Here is a 16814-nt window from a genome sequence, read left to right as displayed (position 1 = left end):
TTTTATTTTTTTTTTTTTTAAGTTTAACGGCACCACTGAAATCGTACGAAGGTTATTGGTTGGCAACGTCACATGTGTATAAGATCCCACTCGACAGGTGAGGTGGCCATGGCTTTACGGTTCATCGGAATCGACCCCGCCGCCGACACTAGCGGTACCGGCTCGCCGACAGTCGCGACCGACCATGCGCGTCTGACCTGGCTCAAGAGCAGCTACAGCGGATCGGGCGGCGGAGACTGCGTCGAGGTCGCAGTCTCCCTCTCGACAGTGCATGTCCGCGATTCGAAGAACGTACCGGGCCCCATACTTCGAATCGCCATGGACAAGTGGCCGACCTTCGTCTCCTTCGTAAGTAACGGAGACGACGTTGCCGTCCGAAATCCGCCTGTCAGATGATCGGCCCCACCCCACGTACGACGGCTGTGGGGCCCCTACGAACTCTGTCGCACAAGGCCGCCAAACCACTCAACAGGTGGGACACCCCATGACACTGCGATTCATCAGCAACAGCTCCGACGCCGACACCTACGGTTCGCCGACGCTCGTGGCCGAGCACGCCCAACTTGCCTGGTTCAAGAGCAGCTACAGCGGTTCGGACGGCGGCAACTGCATCGAGGTGGCCCTCGCACCACGCACAGTCCACATCCGCGACTCAAAAACGGTACACGGACCCGCACTCCGGGTCTCTCCTGAACGATGGAGCGCATTCGTCTCCTACGCGAGGGATCACTGAAAACCCACCGATGACCAACGGCTAGGGTCCCCGCATGGGGAACTTCGCGCGTACGCGCCTGGCGGCATGCGCTGCGGCTGGGATGGTCCTGGTCGCCGGACTGGGGATCAGGGCCGTCGCGACCGGAGATGTCGCCAAGTACGCGGGCGACGCGCTCTACACCGTGCTCATCCAGGCGCTCGTGGTGCTGCTCGCTCCACGAGTGCGGCCGCTGGTCGCCGCCTCGGTCGCGCTCGCGTTCAGCTACGCCGTCGAACTGCTTCAGCTCACCGGCGTGCCCGCCGAGTTGGCCGCGCGGAGCCTCGCCGCGCGGCTCGTCCTCGGTTCCACTTTCAACGCGCCTGACCTGCTGTGGTACGCGGTAGGCGCCGGATGCGCGGGGCTCGTGCACAGGACGCTGATGTTCCGGGGCCCCTCGCCCGTGGCGTGAGGCCCCGGAACCGGTCAGTAAGACGGCCGCCAACTCCGGAGCACGGTCACATATGCCGGAGCACGGTCAGATGCCGCAGTTGGGCGCGGACCAGAAGCGGCTCGGCCGGTGGTCGACATGTGCGTGGTCGTTGTGGTCCGGATAGCCAGGGCCGAGGATTCCGTTGAAGCCGTGGTTACGGGCCTGCTGGGCCAGCGTGCAGAGAGAGTGCGGCCCCGAGCCCAGGTCGGCGGCGTCACCGTAGAGATGGCGGCTGCTCGACGCGCCGCCGACCGAGCTGTTGCACGCCTGCGAGCGGAAGCCGCTGGTCACCCGGAGCGGCTGGTCACCGAGCGCGTGCCGGAGCGCTTCCAGCTTCCACATCGTGCGCAGCGCGTTGGACTTGGCGGTGGCGGCGTCCACCGCTCCCCCGGCCCAGGTGGTGTTGCAGTCGTTCAGCTCGGCGTAGCTGAAGTGGATCGGTGTGCAGTCGTCGTCCTGGAGCGCGTAGAGCTGGTTGAACGTGGCCGGGCCCGCAACGCCGTCGGCCGCCAGCCCGTAGGCGGACTGGAAGCGCTGGACGGCGGCGGCGGTGGCCGGGCCGTAGGCGCCGTCGACGGCGAGCACGCCGCCGCTTCCCGGATAGCCGGCCACGCGGATCTGGAGCTGAGTGACATCGGCGCCCGAGGCGCCCTGTGAGAGCGACCGCGACCAGGTGTAACAGCCGTCGGCGTGCGCCGAGCCGGCCGTGACGAGCGTCCCGGCCCAGGCGAAAGACATGGTCATGACAAGACTGAGCAGGAGTCGTGCGGTGCGACGAAGCATCGGATCTCCCTGTGGACAGTGACATGTAGAGCCGAGACTGGCCCAACGGTCGACGCGCGTCAACCGTGTCCCTGGAAGGGCCCGGTCCCCGTCGGCGCGCCGACGGGGACCTCCCGAGGTACGCCTCAGTCGTTCGGGACGGTCTCGTAGCGCGGAGTGTTCTCCGCCATCTGCCGCAGCGCGTCCTTGCGGTCGCGCTTCGAGAGGCGGTCGATGTACAGATACCCGTACAGATGGTCGGTCTCGTGCTGGAGGCAGCGCGCGAAGTAGCCCGTGCCGCTCACCTTGACCGGACGGCCCTTGGCGTCCTGGCCGCGGACCACCGCGTAATCCGGACGTGGCAGCGCGGCGTACGCCGTCGGCACGGACAGGCAGCCCTCGTTGGAGTCGTCAAGATGACGCTCCTCAGGCGGCAGTTCGTCCAGCACCGGGTTGCAGATGGCGCCGACATGGCGCACGCCGTCGTCGTCCGGGCAGTCGTAGACGAAGACCTTGAGGTCCACGCCGATCTGGTTGGCGGCCAGGCCCACGCCCTCGGCCGTGTGCTGGCTGGCGAACATGTCGTCGATCAGCGCGGCGAGCTTGTCGTCGAACTCCGTGACGTCCTGGCACTCCCGGTGGAGCACGGGGTTCCCGACGACGGTGATCGGGCGGGACGTGCCGCGCTCGCGGTGCGCCAGCTCGCGCGCCTCGGCGTCCTCCGTGTCCACGACGAACCCGTGCTCATCCACGGCGGATCCGTCCTCCGGCTCCGCCCCGGAGGCTCCACTGTCGATCCGCTGGTCCGTCTCCTGCTGCGCCATGTCCGCAGTACGCCTTCCTCGGTTCCCGATGCTGCCTGCACGATGTGCCCGTACAGCCTAACGGCCTGCCCAACGATAGAGAGCGGGCTCACGACGCCCCGCGATTCCGCTCGCGGCGTGGTCGTTCCGTCACCGAGGCCCGCGTCGGCTCACTCTCCGGCGTGGGAGGCCGTAGCGGCGGCGCTCAGCAGACTTCTTCGAGATCGCGCCACTCGCGGGTGTCCGGACTGTCGGCGACCCAGCCGTCGAGCAGGCCGCGGACCAGTCCGGGCGGCGCGGCGATGCCGCATTCGCGCTCCGGCGCCCACAGTTCACCGGCCGTACGGTGACCCAGCGGTCCCGGATGGCCCGGCTCGCTGTGGTCGTGCGGGTCGAGATGTTCGCCGTCGCCCTCGGCGCTCGGCATGCGGCTCTCCGAACAGGCCCGGCAGAGCAGACGGACGGAGGACGACCAGTCCTCGGCCGCGAATCCGGCGTCGGCGGCCAGCCGCTCCAGGGCGTCCCGGTCCTCCTCGGTCGCGGCCTCCAGCAGCACCACCCAGGTGGGCACGGGCGAGGGAGCCCACAGCTCGATCTCGTCGAACACGGGATACGCCCTGGTGGCGCCGTCCGAGGCGGCGGCCGTGGTGCGCTCGCCGTTCGGTACGCCGTCGTGCAGGACGACCTCACCCCAGCGGCGGCCCGACGACGGCAGCGGAATCGACAGCACCTCGATCCTGGCCGGGTCGAGCCTGCGGCCCCACACGACCTCGGCCTCACCCTCGGGCGAGAGCCGGACCGCCGCACTGCCCAGCTCCATACCGTCCGGCTCGGCGTTGGCCTCGACGCTGTGCGGATTGCCCGGCACCTTCAGGCCGTACGCCTGCCAGGCGCGGCGGGCCAGCGGCCAGTCCTGGAGCGCGGTGGCGGCGATCCCGACGTTCCACCAGTCCGGCGCGCCGGTCTCCTTGTCCAGCAGGGCGACGGCGCGCAGTCCGGCGGCGCGCGCCTGCTCCCAGTCGTGCCGGAACTTGTGCAGCAACGCCAGGTTGAACCAGGACTCGGAGAGCCAGGGCTCCAGATCCGCCGCTCGGGTGAGAAGCGCGCCCGCGTCCTCGTACCGGCCGTCACCGATCAGCGTGAACGCGCGGTCGGTGGCCTGCCTCCAAGAGGCGGAGGGCCGATGCCGTACCTTCCCGAAGATCCTCACGATTCCCGCCTGCCGGTCGCTCGGGTCAGTGCCCCCGGACACACTCTTCTTCGCATCCAACCATGCTCGGTCGGACGCCCGCTCATTACCCATGGGTTACCCTGCCCCACCAGGGGCCGGGCCGCCTCGGGACAGGACCCGCGCCAGAGATTCCACCACTTCGGGCTGGTAGTCGTGCCCCGTCCCGAGCCGCAGCCTCTCCAGTGCGCTGAGCGGACCACTCGCACTGGCACTTTCCCCGGTCAGGTCGTCGTACGCATTGACGGCGCGGACAATCCGGGCGGGCAACGGCTGCTCGCGGTACGGATCCGCCTGCCGCTCCACCACCACCGCGACGGCGGCCGGGACGCCCGTCTGGCGGACCACGGCGCCACCGAGCAGGGCGATACGCCGCTGCTCGGCGAACGGCAGCAGTGCGGTGGCGCCCTCGGGCACCGGGTCGACGAGGGAGAGCTGGCCGATGTCGTGCATCAGCGCGGCGTACTCCAGGACGGTCAGCTCGGAGCCGGAGAGGCCCAGCTCACGGCCGACCGCCCGGCTCAGCTCGGCGACCCTGCGGGCGTGTCCGTGCGGCGTGTAACCGGCGATCTCGGTGGCGCGCGCGAGCGAGGCGATGGTCTGCCGGTAGGTCGTCCGCACCGCGGCGTACCGGCGGAAGGAGACCTGGGTCAGCAGCAGCGGCACGCAGAACACCGGTAGCGCCCACAGGCCCGCGACGGCGGCGGCGAGCGCGATCACCACTCCGGTGGCGCACACGGCGGAACCGATGTGCAGCAGCGCCCGCAGCTCGTCACGGAGCAGAGGACCGAAGGGATGGCGGGTGCGGGCCCGCAGTATCAGCGCGGCCAGGACGGCGTCGCAGAGCGCGGTGAGTACCAGCAGCAGTAGCAGCAGCAGCGCGTAGAAAGGCCCTTCACCGCACCGCTCCCGCAGGTCCTCCGCGTTGTAGAGCGGCTGGAAGCAGAGGGCCGCGAAGCCGACGGTGAGGATCCGCCGGGCCATGTGGTCGAGTGCGGGCCCGCGGCCCCGGGCCACATGCGGTACGGCACCGGCGAGCGCGGCCGCGACGACGACGGCGACGGTCTGGAGCACGCCGTGGGTGGTCGCGCGGCCGGCGTTCTCTCCGAGCAGCGCGTACGCGAGCGCACCGGCCGCTCCGAGCGGCGCGGGCTCCCGCTCTCCGGGAAGCGCGCCCCACCGGGCCAGCTCACCGACGAGGATGAGCACACCGAAGGCGAGCGCGGTACGGGGTTCGACGAGACCGTGCCAGAAGGTGTCACCGAGAGCGGCGACGGTCAGCAGCCCTCCGGCCGCGTACACCCCGACCACGGTCAGAGGCACCGTCTCCCTCCTGCCGGGCACCGGCCGGGACGCGGTCGCCGTCATCCGCGACCGCCGCGAGGTGTCCGGCCGGCCGCCGGGACGTTTCCGCGCTGCTCCGGCGCCCGCACCGGGACCTGGTTCCATAACGCGCTCGCCGTCGGCCCGGTGTTCTCGTCGTCCGCCGTGACCGCCGTCTGCCAGCCGTGCCGGTCCAGGGCCCGCACCAGCGCGCTGACCATCTCCGGGTCGAACTGCGTCCCGGCGCACCGCTCCAGCTCCGCCACCGCGGTGTGCACCGGCCGTCCTCGCCGGTACGAGCGGGTCGAGGTCATCGCGTCGAAGGCGTCGGCCACGGCCACCACCCGGGCGAACTCCGGGATCTGCGGGCCGGCGAGACCGTACGGATAGCCGCTGCCGTCCAGCCGTTCGTGATGGTGCAGGATCGCCGCTCGCGCCTCTCCCAGGAATCCGATGCCGCGCACCATCTCGTGTCCGTACTCGGGATGCAGCTCGATCACTCGTCGCTCCTCGGGCGTCAGCGGCCCGTCCTTGCGCAACACCCGCGTCGGGACGCCGAGTTTGCCGACGTCATGGAGGATGCCGGCGAAGCGCAGCACCTCGATCCGCTCCCGCTCCATGCCCAGCTCATGGCCGATCATCACGGAGGCGTGTCCGACCCGCTCGCTGTGGCCGCGGGTGTATTTGTCCTTGATGTCGACGGCCTGGACGAGCGCTCTGATGGTGGCCTGGTGAGCGGCGCGCTCGCGGTGGTACTGGGCGAAGACCCAGGAGGAGATGTACATCGGCAGCAGCACGAAGAGCGCGGCGGGCGGACCGTACGGGCTGCGCCACAGGACGGCCATCATCAGCCCGGCGAGGCCGTGCGCGACATGCGGAGCGAGTGAGCGCGACAGCAGTCCGCGCCAGGCGGTGCGCAGCGGCAGCCGCTCCGCGGTGGCGAGGATGCCGCCGTCCAGCGCGGACAGCACCAGACAGAAGGCCAGGGCCGCGGCGCCGGCCGGCAGCAGGACATACGGGAAGTCGGGCGTCTTGAGCCCGTATCCGCCGCCGCCGAGCGCGACCGGCCCGCCGAAGAACACCTGGGCCCGCGCCGCCGCCCAGGTGGCCACGGTGAGCTGCGCCGCGCGCCAGATCCGCCGTGCGCTCTTCGGGCGCTGTTCGACCCGGCCGATCAGCGCTCCGGGAACGGCGACCAGCGCGGCGGCGGCCGGCGGCAGCAGAAAGGCCGCGGCGAGCAGCACGGGAAAGAACGATCCGGCCATGACCGGTGCGGAGCCGCTCAGCAGGCGGCCCCGGAAGCGGCAGCGGGCCGGCATCTCGCAGAAGGCGTACAGCGCGGCGAGCAGGGCCAGGGCCCGCCAGGGCGTACCGGGACGCAGCACCGGGAGGACACAGGCGACCGCGCAGACTCCGACGCCCAGGATGTATACGCGTGCCCCACCCGGTATGGCCCTCACCCGTCCCCGCCCCTTCTCGGTCCCGCCCCGAAACAGAGGGTCAGGCTAGCGAGTTGGCGAGCGTTCAGCGGTCGTACGAAGACGATTCGCACCATCGGGTGACGGCGGTGTTACGCACGGAGGCTTGTGCGTGTATGTACGCGCCTGTGTGCCGCGCGACGCGCGGCACACAGGTCCGTTACTCCTTGGCGACGCCCGGAAGATCCGCGCCGGCCGTCGACACTTCCTTGTCCGGCACGGCCTGGCCCGACCTGATCAGATCGATCCGGCCCATGACCTTGGCCCGCAGATCCGTCGGTACGTCGTCCTGCCCGCAGCACCGCTTGACCAGCTTCTTCACGGCCTGCTCAAGTCCGTACTTCTCCAGGCATGGCGAGCATTCCTCGAAATGCACCTCGAACTTGGTGCAGTCACTGTCGGGCATCTCATGGTCGAGGAACTCGTAAAGGTGGTCGAGAACCTCGGCGCAATCCGTCTCATGCGGCTCTCCGCAGCTCATGAGTCCGAACCTTTCCGATCGTCCGACGACTCTCCGACACCCGCCGGGACAAGCCCGCGGTCACGGGCGTAATCCTCCAGCATGCCGCGAAGCTGACGGCGGCCGCGGTGCAGTCGCGACATCACCGTACCGATGGGTGTTCCCATGATGTCCGCGATCTCCTTGTACGCAAAGCCCTCTACGTCCGCGAGATAGACCGCGATGCGGAACTCCTCGGGGATCGCCTGCAGTGCGGACTTCACATCGGAGTCCGGGAGGTGGTCGAGCGCCTGCGACTCGGCCGAGCGCAGCCCCGTCGACATGTGCGACTCGGCGCGGGCGAGCTGCCAGTCCTCGATCTCCTCGGCGGCGCTGCGCTGAGGCTCGCGCTGCTTCTTGCGGTACGAGTTGATGAACGTATTGGTGAGGATGCGGTACATCCAGGCCTTGAGGTTGGTGCCCTCGCGGAACTGGTGGAAGGAGGCGTACGCCTTGGCATAGGTCTCCTGCACGAGGTCCTCGGCATCGGCCGGATTGCGCGTCATGCGCAGCGCGGCCGAGTACATCTGGTCGAGGAAGCCCAGCGCATCCCGCTCGAAGCGGGCGTTGCGCTCGGCAGCGCTCTCTTCGATGTGGCCGTCATCGGTCCCTGTGACCGGACCCACCTCCTCCAACGCTGTGGTGGCTCCGAATGCGGACCCACTCGAATCGGAGAATAGTCGACCTTGTGGCGACGCGGCCTGTCGGTCCGTCCCGCCGGCCGCCCGCACGGTGGCGGCCTTCGGCGCGGAAAGCACCGTCCACTCCAGGTCAGCGGCCTCTGAGCGGCGCGGGCAGATGGTCGAACCCATGCGACGGACTCCCTCTCGATGCTCTCTCACTGATATTTCTCACAACAGTGGCCCCACGCTCGTCATTCCCGGAGGGCGCCGAGCCAGCGCGTCACGCCTTCGGTGAGGATGCCCAGGGCCTCGTCACCCGAGATGGGAGCCCTTTTCGCTACGGCGAAACCATGATCGGCGGCCGGCACCTCCAGGAGTTCGTAGGCGCCGCCGGGGAATTCGGCGGGCTTGCCGAAGGGATCGTTTCCGCCCTGGACGACCAGGCTCGGCACACCTGACTCCAGCAGCTCGGCGGCCCGGGACTTCTCCGGCCTACCCGGCGGATGCAGCGGGAAGCTCAGAGCGAGTACGGCGCGGGCGCCCAGCTCGCGCGCCGTGCGGCAGGCCACACGCGCTCCGGCGCTGCGCCCTCCCGCGACGACGGGCAGTCCCGGCCGCTGCAGCGCGGGCCACAGCGCCCGCCAGCCGGTGTCCAGGGACTTGGGCGCGGGCGCCAGCCGCTTCCCGGCCACCCGCCAGGGCTGTTCCACCAGCGCGACGGTCACACCGAGCGCGGGCAGGACCCGGGCGAGAGCCTGGAGATCGCGGGCCTCGATCCCGCCGCCCGCGCCATGGCCCAGCGCGAGGACCAGCCGTGGCCGCTTCGCCCGGTGCCAGGTGACCCGCGCGTCCCCGGCGGGTGTCCCGACGGTCTCCCGCTCCGGCTCGTCCGCCTTCCTGGCGCCCGCTGTCCCGTTCGCAGTCTCGTTCGTCACTCGGCCATCCTGCCGTGCGGACGAGCCGCCGCCGGGGAGCGCATCGCGCGCGGCCGGTGCTACGGACTGCCCAGAGGTCCGCGGCCCGCTCAGAAAAGCGTGCTCTCCTCCGGCGCGGCCAGCTCCTCCAGCAGCTCGGGCCCGTTGTTGCGGACATTGCTCACGGCCGTGGCGACCGGATACGCCCGCATCAGTCCGGCCGGCGGCGGAGCGAGCAGCCCACGCAGCTCCTCCGGGTCCGTACGGGCCGGGTCCAGCCAGGCGTCCCAGCGGTCCGGAGTCAGCATCAGCGGCATCCGGGGATGGATGTCGGCCAGCGATCCTGGGCCTTCGGCCGGCGCGACCGCCAGAGGCGTGCTCTCCGCCTCGGTGGTGATCACCGAGCAGGTGGCCCACCAGGCTCCCGGATGATCGTCCGGCAGCGTCCGGTCGCGCCAGAACTCGTACAGTCCGGCCAGCGCCATGACCGAACCGTCGGCCGGTGTGACGAAGTAGGGCTGCTTGCGCGGCCGCTTCTTGCGGCCCTGCTCCTCAAGCTGCCGCTCGTCGGAGCCGGTGACCCACTCGTAATAACCGTCGGCGGGCAGGATGCACCGGCGGGAGACGAAGGGACGGCGGAACGACGGCTTCTCGTGCACGGTCTCCGCGCGCGCGTTGATCATCCGCGCTCCGCCCTCGGGGGTCTTCGCCCAGGACGGCACGAGGCCCCATCTCAGTTTGCGGAGCTGACGAACCGGAGCCGGATCCCCGGCGTCTTTCACCGGACGCTCCAGAACCGCGTAGACCTCCTTCGTCGGAGCCACGTTCCAGTCGGGCGCGAGGGTCTCCTCGGGCTCCCATTTCCGCACGCCGAAGAGTCCCCGCAGATCCTCTGGTCTCCGGCTGGCCGCATACCTTCCGCACATGAGTGCCAGACTGCCACGACGTCCACCCAGCCGAGGAGCCGCCCGAGAAATGGCCAGCATCGACTTCGCCCCGATCGGCGATCTGTGGGATCGCGTCTTCGGCACTCAGCCCGCGCCGGACGAGTGGCTGGTGGCGGTGACGGCGGCGCTCGCGCTCGTCGCCGTCGTACCGCGTCCGCTCTGGCGGCTCTCCCGCAATACGATCACCATCGCGCACGAGGGCGGCCACGGGCTCATAGCCCTGGTCACCGGCCGCCGTCTCGACGGCATCCGGCTGCACTCCGACACCTCGGGGCTGACCGTCAGCCGTGGCAGGCCGACCGGCCTCGGCATGATCCTCACGGCCGCCGCCGGATACACCGCGCCGCCGCTGCTCGGTCTGGGCGGCGCCTGGCTGCTGGCCGCGCACCACATCACTCTGCTCCTCTGGCTGGCGACGGCGCTGCTGATCGCGATGCTGGTGATGATCCGCAACGCGTACGGCGCGCTCACCGTGGTCCTCACCGGCGCCGCCTTCCTGCTCGTCTCCTGGCTGACCGGTCCCGCCGTCCAGTCGGCGTTCGCGTACACCGCCGTCTGGTTTCTGCTGATCGGTGGCGTACGCCCGGCCTTCGAGCTCCAGTCCAAGCGCCGGCACGGCGGCGCCGGAGACTCCGACGCCGACCAGCTCGGACGGCTGACTCATGTGCCGCCGGCGCTGTGGCTGTTCCTCTTCCACGCCGTCTCGCTCTGCTCACTCATCGGCGGCGGGCGCTGGCTGCTGGGCCTCTGAAAGCGCACTCGGAAGCGCCGCACGCGCCGTGCGGGGCGCGGGCCGCCGACCCGTGATCCTCACGTGCCTCCACGCACCCGCATCATCCTTCGGTTAAGTCCTGGTTTCGTCGCATTTGGCAAGGATCCCGCTCGTTCAAGAGCCACTAAAGTGTTGGCCATGACCGAAAGCTCCGTGCAGCCCGCCCTCTGGCCCGCCCCCCACGCAAGCGGGGCCGTCGAAGCGACGGTCACCGTGCCCGGATCCAAATCGGTTACGAACCGGGCGCTGGTCCTCGCCGCACTGGCCGCGGAGCCCGGCTGGCTGCGCCGTCCGCTGCGCTCCCGCGACACGCTGCTGATGGCGGACGCGCTGCGGGCCATGGGAGTCGGCATCGAGGAGACGGTGTCGTCCAGCTCCGCCGTCGCGGGCGCACCCGGTCCCAGCGGCGAGGCCTGGCGGGTGATCCCCGCCGGACTGCACGGCCCGGCCACTCTCGACATCGGCAACGCCGGCACGGTGATGCGCTTCCTGCCGCCCGTCGCATCGCTCGCCGACGGTCCCATCCGCTTCGACGGCGACGCCCGGTCCTACGAGCGTCCGCTGCACGGTGTCATCGACGCGCTGCGCGCCCTCGGTGCCCGTATCGACGACGACAACCGCGGCTCGCTCCCGCTGACCGTGCACGGCGGCGGTGCGCTGGACGGCGGCGCGGTGGAGATCGACGCCTCCGCGTCCTCGCAGTTCATCTCGGCGCTGCTGCTCTCCGGAGCCCGCTTCAACCAAGGCGTGGAGGTACGGCACATCGGCTCGGCCCTGCCCTCGCTGCCGCACATCCGGATGACCGTCGACATGCTGCGCTCGGTCGGCGCCCAGGTCGACGAGCCGGAGAGCGGCGGTGAGCCGAATGTCTGGCGGGTCTCGCCCAGCGCGCTGCTCGGCCGCGATCTGACCGTGGAGCCCGATCTCTCCAACGCTCAGCCGTTCCTTGCCGCGGCCCTGGTCACCGGCGGCCGGGTGACGATCCCCGACTGGCCGGAGCGGACCACTCAGCCGGGTGACGCGCTGCGCGAGATCTTCACCGAGATGGGCGGTTCCTGCGAGTTCGGCATGACGGCCGAGGGCAGCAGCCTCACCTTCACCGGCACCGGCCGGATCCATGGCATCGACATCGATCTGAGCGAGGTCGGAGAGCTGACGCCCGGTATCGCGGCGGTCGCCGCGCTCGCCGACTCGCCCTCCACGCTGCGCGGCGTCGCTCATCTGCGGCTTCATGAGACGGACCGGCTCGCCGCGCTCACCAAGGAGATCAACGAGCTGGGCGGCGATGTCACCGAGATGGCGGACGGCCTGCACATCCGACCGCGTCCGCTGCACGGCGGTGTGTTCCACACGTACGACGACCACCGCATGGCCACGGCCGGCTCGATCATCGGTCTCGCCGTCGACGGCGTGGAGATCGAGAACGTGGCGACGACCGCCAAGACCCTGCCCGACTTCCCACGCATGTGGACCGGCATGCTCGCGGGAGCGGGAGCCTGACGCGATGCGCCGCTACGGCAAGAACCCGGACGAGGACGACATCCGCTCCCGCCCGAATCCCAAGGGCAACCGGCCGCGTACGACTATCCGGCCCAAACACGAGGATGCCTCGGAGGGCATGGTCCTGACCGTCGACCGCGGCCGGATCACCTGTCTGGTCGACGACCGTGTCGTCCTGGCCATGAAGGCGCGTGAACTGGGCCGCAAGGCAGCCGTGGTGGGAGATCAGGTCGGTCTGGTCGGCGATCTCACGGGCAAGAAGGACACGCTGGCGCGCATAGTCCGGATCGGGAAGCGCCGCTCGGTGCTGCGGCGCACGGCGGACGACGACGATCCGTACGAGCGCGTGGTCGTCGCCAACGCCGACCAACTGGCGATCGTCACCGCGCTCGCCGACCCGGAGCCGCGTCCTCGGCTGATCGACCGCTGTCTGGTCGCCGCGTTCGACGGAGGCCTGGAGCCGCTGCTGGTCCTGACCAAGTCGGACCTGTCTCCACCGGACGAGTTGCTGGAGACGTACCGGACTCTCGGCATCCGCTATGTCGTCACCCGGCGTGACGAGCTGGTGAGCGGCCACGCCGCGGACCTGGTGCGCGAATATCTCGACGGCCGGGTCACGGCCTTCGTCGGGCACTCGGGCGTCGGCAAGACGACGCTGGTCAACGCTCTGGTGCCGGAGGACCGCCGACGGATCACGGGCCTGGTCAACGCGGTCACCGGCCGCGGCCGGCACACCACCACCTCGGCGCTCGCGCTGCCGCTGGCGAAGGCGGAGGGCTGGGTGATCGACACTCCGGGCATCCGTTCCTTCGGACTGCATCATGTCGATCCGTCCCGGGTCATTCTCGCCTTCCCGGATCTGGTGCCGGGTACGGAGGGCTGTCCTCGGGCGTGCAGCCACGACGAACCGGACTGCGCGCTCGACGCCTGGGTGGCGGAGGGACACGCCGATCCCGCCCGGCTCTACTCACTCCGGCGACTTCTCGCCACGCGGGAGCGCCACGAGGGCGACTGACGCGCATACGTTTGCGGTCCACCGGCGCTGGTAAGTGCATAATCGCACCGAGTACGACCGCTGGGACCAGGCAGTCACGGACGCGGGAGGGGCCTTCACCATGGCGTGGCTGCTGGTTGTGGTCGCCGGAATTCTGGAGACGGGTTTCGCCGTCTGTCTGAAGCTCTCGCACGGTTTCACCCGGCTGTGGCCGACCATCGCCTTCGCGAGCTTCGCGCTCGGCAGCTTCGGCCTGCTGACGCTCTCGCTGAAGAAGCTCGATGTCGGTCCGGCCTACGCGGTGTGGACGGGCATCGGCGCGGCGGGCACCGCGATCTACGGCATGGTCTTCCTCGGCGATGTAGTGTCCGTCCTGAAGCTCATCTCGATCTCCCTGGTGATCATCGGCGTCATCGGCCTCCAGCTCTCGGGATCGGCCCACTGACTCCCAGGATCCAGACCTCTCAGGATCCACTGACTCTCGGTCTCGGCACACCGGCGGTACGGCGGCCGGTACGGTGACGGCCGCGCGGAGCGGTTGACGCGCGATCGCGCACCGTCAAGGCCCTGGCGGCTCTCGCCGGGCGAACCCCGTGGCCCACCGTCCGGCGCTGTGGATACTGTGACGACCATGCCCGACTACCACGATGATCTGCGTCTCGCCCATGTTCTGGCGGACGCCGCCGACGCCGGGACCATGGACCGGTTCAAGGCTCTGGACCTCAAGGTCGAGACCAAACCGGACATGACCCCGGTGAGCGAGGCCGACAAGGCGGCCGAAGAGCTGATCCGCGGCCAGCTCCAGCGGGCCCGGCCGCGCGACGCGATCCTGGGCGAGGAGTACGGCGTGGAGGGCACGGGGCCGCGTCGCTGGGTCATCGATCCCATCGACGGCACCAAGAACTACGTCCGGGGTGTGCCGGTCTGGGCGACGCTGATCTCGCTGATGGTGGCGGCGGAAGGCGGTTACGAGCCGGTCGTCGGTGTCGTCTCCGCGCCGGCGCTGGGCCGGCGCTGGTGGGCGGCGAAGGGCGGCGGCGCCTATACGGGCCGCAGCCTCTCCTCCGCGACCCGGCTGCGTGTCTCCGATGTCTCGCGTATCCAGGACGCGTCCTTCGCCTACTCCTCACTGACCGGCTGGGAGGAGCAGGGCCGCCTGGACGGTTTCCTGGATCTGACCCGGGCGTGCTGGCGCACTCGCGGTTATGGCGACTTCTGGCCGTACATGATGGTCGCCGAGGGCTCGGTGGACATCTGCGCGGAGCCCGAGCTGTCGCTGTGGGACATGGCGGCGACCGCGATCGTCGTCCAGGAGGCCGGTGGCAGCTTCACCGGTCTCGACGGCCGCCCAGGACCGCACAGTGGCAACGCGGCGGCCTCCAACGGCGTGCTGCACGAGGAACTGCTCGGCTATCTGAACCAGCGCTACTGACGCGCCGCCGCGCCGGGCCGCGTACGCCGCCCGGCGGCCGGAAGACCGCGACGCCACCGCGACCGGGCCCCGTCCCTACGGCGCCCGGTCCCGTCGTCGCGCCCGTGTCCGGCGCCGGACAGAGCGCGTGAGGCGACTGAGCAGCGTTTGTCGGTTTTTTGCACGCCCCTCGCCGAGCGCCTACCGCCCCCTTGTTGACTTCGCGCAAGGGTGTCACGCTGAGAGTCTCCCCACTTGTGAACTTGTGAATCGTTTCTCAGGGTCTTCCCGGGTCCGCCAGGAGGGGTCTCCGGGAGACGGTTCGCCAAGGAGGTGGCTCCACCCCATGCTTGTCCGTGACGCCATGAGCTCGGTGGTTCTGACCATCGGGCCCGCGCATACGCTCCGCCAGGCGGCCCGGCTGATGTCGGCGCGCCGCGTCGGCGCCGCCGTCGTCCTCGACACCGACCACTGCGGCATCGGCATCCTCACCGAGCGTGACATCCTCAACTCGCTCGGCGCGGGCGAGAGTCCCGACTTCGAGACCGCCTGCACCCACACCACGACCGATGTCGTCTTCGCCGCGCCCGCCTGGACGCTGGAGGAAGCCGCTTCGGCCATGTCCCACGGCGGATTCCGCCATCTCATCGTCCTCGACGACCGCGAGCCCGTCGGCATCGTCTCCGTACGCGACATCATCCGGTGCTGGGCGCCGGCCAGGCGCGAGGCGGCGGTGTTGGCCGGCTGAGGCATCCCGGCCCGCCGGTCCATCGCTCGGCCCGCCGGGGCACCGCCGGTCCGCGGCGACAACAGAAGGGGCCGGATCCCGAAGGACCCGGCCCCTTCCGCTCGGCTAAGCCATCAGCCGCGAAGGGCCTGGACCGCGGCCTCCAGGCGCTTACCGAAGTCACCGTCCGCCTGGCGGAAGTTGTTCACCGCGCGCTCGGCGATGTCGTCACGCGACACCTTCGAGATGAACTGCGCGAGGTTGTCGACCAGACGGGCCTTCTCGTCCTCGGACAGCAGCCGGTACAGGTTGCCGGCCTGGACGAAGTCGTTGTCCTCGGCGTGCAGCGGCGCCTCGTGGTTGCCGGTGCCACCGCTGACCGGAACCGGCTGCCACAGCGGCCTGTCCGTCTGGAACGGACCGCCGAAGCTGTTCGGCTCGTAGTTCTTGGCGCCCTTGTGACGGCCGTCGTACAGGTAGCCGTCACGGCTGTTGGTACGCGCCTCGGTGGCGTGCGGACGGTTCACCGGCAGGTGGTCGGCGTTGATGCCGACGCGGTAGCGGTGGGCGTCGCCGTACGCGAAGAGACGGCCCTGGAGCATCTTGTCCGGAGAGGGGCCGATGCCCGGCACGAAGTGGGCCGGCGAGAAGATCGACTGCTCGACCTCGGCGAAGATGTTCTCCGGGTTCCGGTTGAGCTCCAGCTTGCCGATCTCGATCGGCGGGTAGTCCTCGTGCGGCCAGACCTTGGTCAGGTCGAACGGGTTGAAGCGGTATGTGGCCGCCTCGGCCGCCGGCATGACCTGCACCTGCACGGTCCAGGACGGGAAGTCACCGCGCTCGATGGCCTCGCGCAGATCGCGCTGGTGGCTGTCGGGGTCCATGCCGGAGAGCTGGTTGGCCTCGGCGGTGGTGAGGTTCTTGATGCCCTGGTCGGTCTTGAAGTGGTACTTGACCCAGAAGACCTCGCCGGCCTCGTTGTTCCACTGGTACGTGTGCGAGCCGTAGCCGTTCATGTGACGCAGCGTCGCCGGGATGCCGCGGTCACCGAACAGCCAGGTCACCTGGTGCGTGGACTCCGGCGAGAGGCCCCAGAAGTCCCAGACGTTGTCCGCCTCCTGCGAGCCGGTGTACGGGTCGCGCTTCTGGGTGTGGATGAAGTCGGGGAACTTGATGGCGTCCTTGATGAAGAACACCGGGGTGTTGTTGCCGACGAGGTCGTAATTGCCCTCCTCGGTGTAGAACTTCAGCGCGAAACCGCGCGGGTCGCGCACCGCGTCCGCCGAGCCGAGGTTGCCCGCGACGGTGGAGAACCGCAGGAACGTCTCGGTCTGCTTGCCGACCTCGGAGAGGAACTTCGCCCGGGTCCACTGCGAGACGTCACGGGTGAGGGTGAAGGTGCCATACGCTCCGGCGCCGCGCGCGTGCACGATGCGCTCCGGAATGCGCTCGCGGTTGAAGTGCGCGAGCTTCTCCAGAAGCGCCTGGTCCTGGACCAGAACGGGACCGCCGAGGCCCGCGGTCTCACTGTTCTGATTGTCGGCTACCGGTGCCCCGGCCTCCGTAGTGAGCGGTCCCTGCGTCACGTGCGCCTCCTGCGTCATTACCTGCAAGTCCTGTCCCTTGGCGTTTGCCGACTTCGATCCTAC

General features: G+C 69.8%; 19 protein-coding genes. 9 read left to right on the top strand and 10 right to left on the bottom strand.

Annotated features, from left to right (window positions below):
• Nucleotides 1-72 precede the first annotated feature (72 nt).
• The 3 genes from PV679_RS18315 (at nt 73) to PV679_RS18305 (ending at nt 1163) form a co-directional block, all read left to right on the top strand.
• The gene (locus PV679_RS18315; protein ID WP_319681367.1) at nt 73-396 is read left to right on the top strand and encodes a DUF397 domain-containing protein; all 324 of its coding nucleotides are present in this window, start codon (nt 73-75) and stop codon (nt 394-396) included.
• 88 nt (nt 397-484) lie between these two features.
• Nucleotides 485-733 (top strand): DUF397 domain-containing protein, encoded by a 249-nt coding sequence (locus PV679_RS18310; protein ID WP_319681366.1) that lies wholly within the window; start codon nt 485-487, stop codon nt 731-733.
• Nucleotides 734-767: 34 nt separating this feature from the next.
• Complete coding sequence (locus PV679_RS18305) at nt 768-1163, top strand: DUF2809 domain-containing protein (protein WP_319681365.1); 396 nt, start codon at nt 768-770, stop codon at nt 1161-1163.
• A 66-nt stretch (nt 1164-1229) separates the two neighbouring features.
• Here the strand turns inward: PV679_RS18305 and PV679_RS18300 are convergent, their stop codons facing one another.
• From PV679_RS18300 to PV679_RS18260, 9 genes are all read right to left on the bottom strand, one after another.
• Entirely contained in the window at nt 1230-1967 is a 738-nt protein-coding gene (locus PV679_RS18300) for a D-Ala-D-Ala carboxypeptidase family metallohydrolase (protein ID WP_319681364.1), read from the bottom strand.
• 125 nt (nt 1968-2092) lie between these two features.
• Nucleotides 2093-2770: a peptide deformylase gene (def, locus tag PV679_RS18295; protein WP_319681363.1), complete on the bottom strand. Its 678-nt coding sequence runs from the start codon at nt 2768-2770 to the stop codon at nt 2093-2095.
• 184 nt (nt 2771-2954) lie between these two features.
• Entirely contained in the window at nt 2955-3959 is a 1005-nt protein-coding gene (locus PV679_RS18290; RefSeq protein ID WP_319681362.1) for a hypothetical protein, read from the bottom strand.
• 96 nt (nt 3960-4055) lie between these two features.
• A complete protein-coding gene (locus tag PV679_RS18285; RefSeq protein WP_319681361.1) occupies nt 4056-5345 on the bottom strand; it encodes an HD-GYP domain-containing protein in 1290 nt (429 codons plus the stop codon).
• Complete coding sequence (locus PV679_RS18280) at nt 5342-6760, bottom strand: HD-GYP domain-containing protein (RefSeq protein WP_319681360.1); 1419 nt, start codon at nt 6758-6760, stop codon at nt 5342-5344. The genes PV679_RS18285 and PV679_RS18280 overlap by 4 nt, the downstream gene beginning before the upstream one ends.
• A gap of 178 nt (nt 6761-6938) precedes the next feature.
• Nucleotides 6939-7259 carry a mycothiol system anti-sigma-R factor gene (gene rsrA / locus PV679_RS18275; protein WP_319681359.1) on the bottom strand — a complete coding sequence of 107 codons (321 nt, stop codon included), beginning with the start codon at nt 7257-7259 and terminating at the stop codon, nt 6939-6941.
• Nucleotides 7256-7903 (bottom strand): sigma-70 family RNA polymerase sigma factor, encoded by a 648-nt coding sequence (locus tag PV679_RS18270; protein WP_416069746.1) that lies wholly within the window; start codon nt 7901-7903, stop codon nt 7256-7258. Before PV679_RS18270 ends, rsrA begins: the two co-directional genes overlap by 4 nt.
• 248 nt (nt 7904-8151) lie before the next feature.
• Nucleotides 8152-8835 carry an alpha/beta family hydrolase gene (locus PV679_RS18265; protein ID WP_319681357.1) on the bottom strand — a complete coding sequence of 228 codons (684 nt, stop codon included), beginning with the start codon at nt 8833-8835 and terminating at the stop codon, nt 8152-8154.
• Nucleotides 8836-8924: 89 nt separating this feature from the next.
• Nucleotides 8925-9740 carry an SOS response-associated peptidase gene (locus tag PV679_RS18260; protein WP_319681356.1) on the bottom strand — a complete coding sequence of 272 codons (816 nt, stop codon included), beginning with the start codon at nt 9738-9740 and terminating at the stop codon, nt 8925-8927.
• 49 nt (nt 9741-9789) lie between these two features.
• Here PV679_RS18260 and PV679_RS18255 point away from each other — a divergent pair, with 49 nt between their 5' ends.
• The 6 genes from PV679_RS18255 to PV679_RS18230 all read left to right on the top strand — a co-directional run bounded on the left by PV679_RS18255 (nt 9790) and on the right by PV679_RS18230 (nt 15186).
• Complete coding sequence (locus PV679_RS18255) at nt 9790-10512, top strand: M50 family metallopeptidase (protein WP_416069745.1); 723 nt, start codon at nt 9790-9792, stop codon at nt 10510-10512.
• A gap of 159 nt (nt 10513-10671) precedes the next feature.
• Nucleotides 10672-12033: a 3-phosphoshikimate 1-carboxyvinyltransferase gene (aroA, locus tag PV679_RS18250; protein ID WP_319681355.1), complete on the top strand. Its 1362-nt coding sequence runs from the start codon at nt 10672-10674 to the stop codon at nt 12031-12033.
• A gap of 4 nt (nt 12034-12037) precedes the next feature.
• Nucleotides 12038-13048 (top strand): ribosome small subunit-dependent GTPase A, encoded by a 1011-nt coding sequence (gene rsgA, locus PV679_RS18245; protein WP_319681354.1) that lies wholly within the window; start codon nt 12038-12040, stop codon nt 13046-13048.
• Between the two features lie 100 nt (nt 13049-13148).
• On the top strand, nt 13149-13472 hold the full coding sequence (locus tag PV679_RS18240) for a multidrug efflux SMR transporter (RefSeq protein ID WP_319681372.1): 324 nt from the start codon (nt 13149-13151) through the stop codon (nt 13470-13472).
• 186 nt (nt 13473-13658) lie between these two features.
• A complete protein-coding gene (hisN, locus tag PV679_RS18235; protein WP_319681353.1) occupies nt 13659-14459 on the top strand; it encodes a histidinol-phosphatase in 801 nt (266 codons plus the stop codon).
• Between the two features lie 325 nt (nt 14460-14784).
• A complete protein-coding gene (locus PV679_RS18230) occupies nt 14785-15186 on the top strand; it encodes a cyclic nucleotide-binding/CBS domain-containing protein (RefSeq protein ID WP_319681352.1) in 402 nt (133 codons plus the stop codon).
• Between the two features lie 113 nt (nt 15187-15299).
• Here PV679_RS18230 and PV679_RS18225 read toward each other — a convergent pair whose 3' ends face one another.
• Nucleotides 15300-16751, bottom strand: coding sequence for a catalase (locus tag PV679_RS18225; protein ID WP_319681351.1), 1452 nt, complete (start codon nt 16749-16751; stop codon nt 15300-15302).
• Nucleotides 16752-16814 lie beyond the last annotated feature (63 nt).

It is taken from the genome of Streptomyces sp. AK02-01A (assembly GCF_033795305.1).
Taxonomy (GTDB): domain Bacteria; phylum Actinomycetota; class Actinomycetes; order Streptomycetales; family Streptomycetaceae; genus Streptomyces.
Note: the sequence above shows the minus strand (reverse complement) of the source record. Positions and strands in the feature narration are given on the sequence as shown.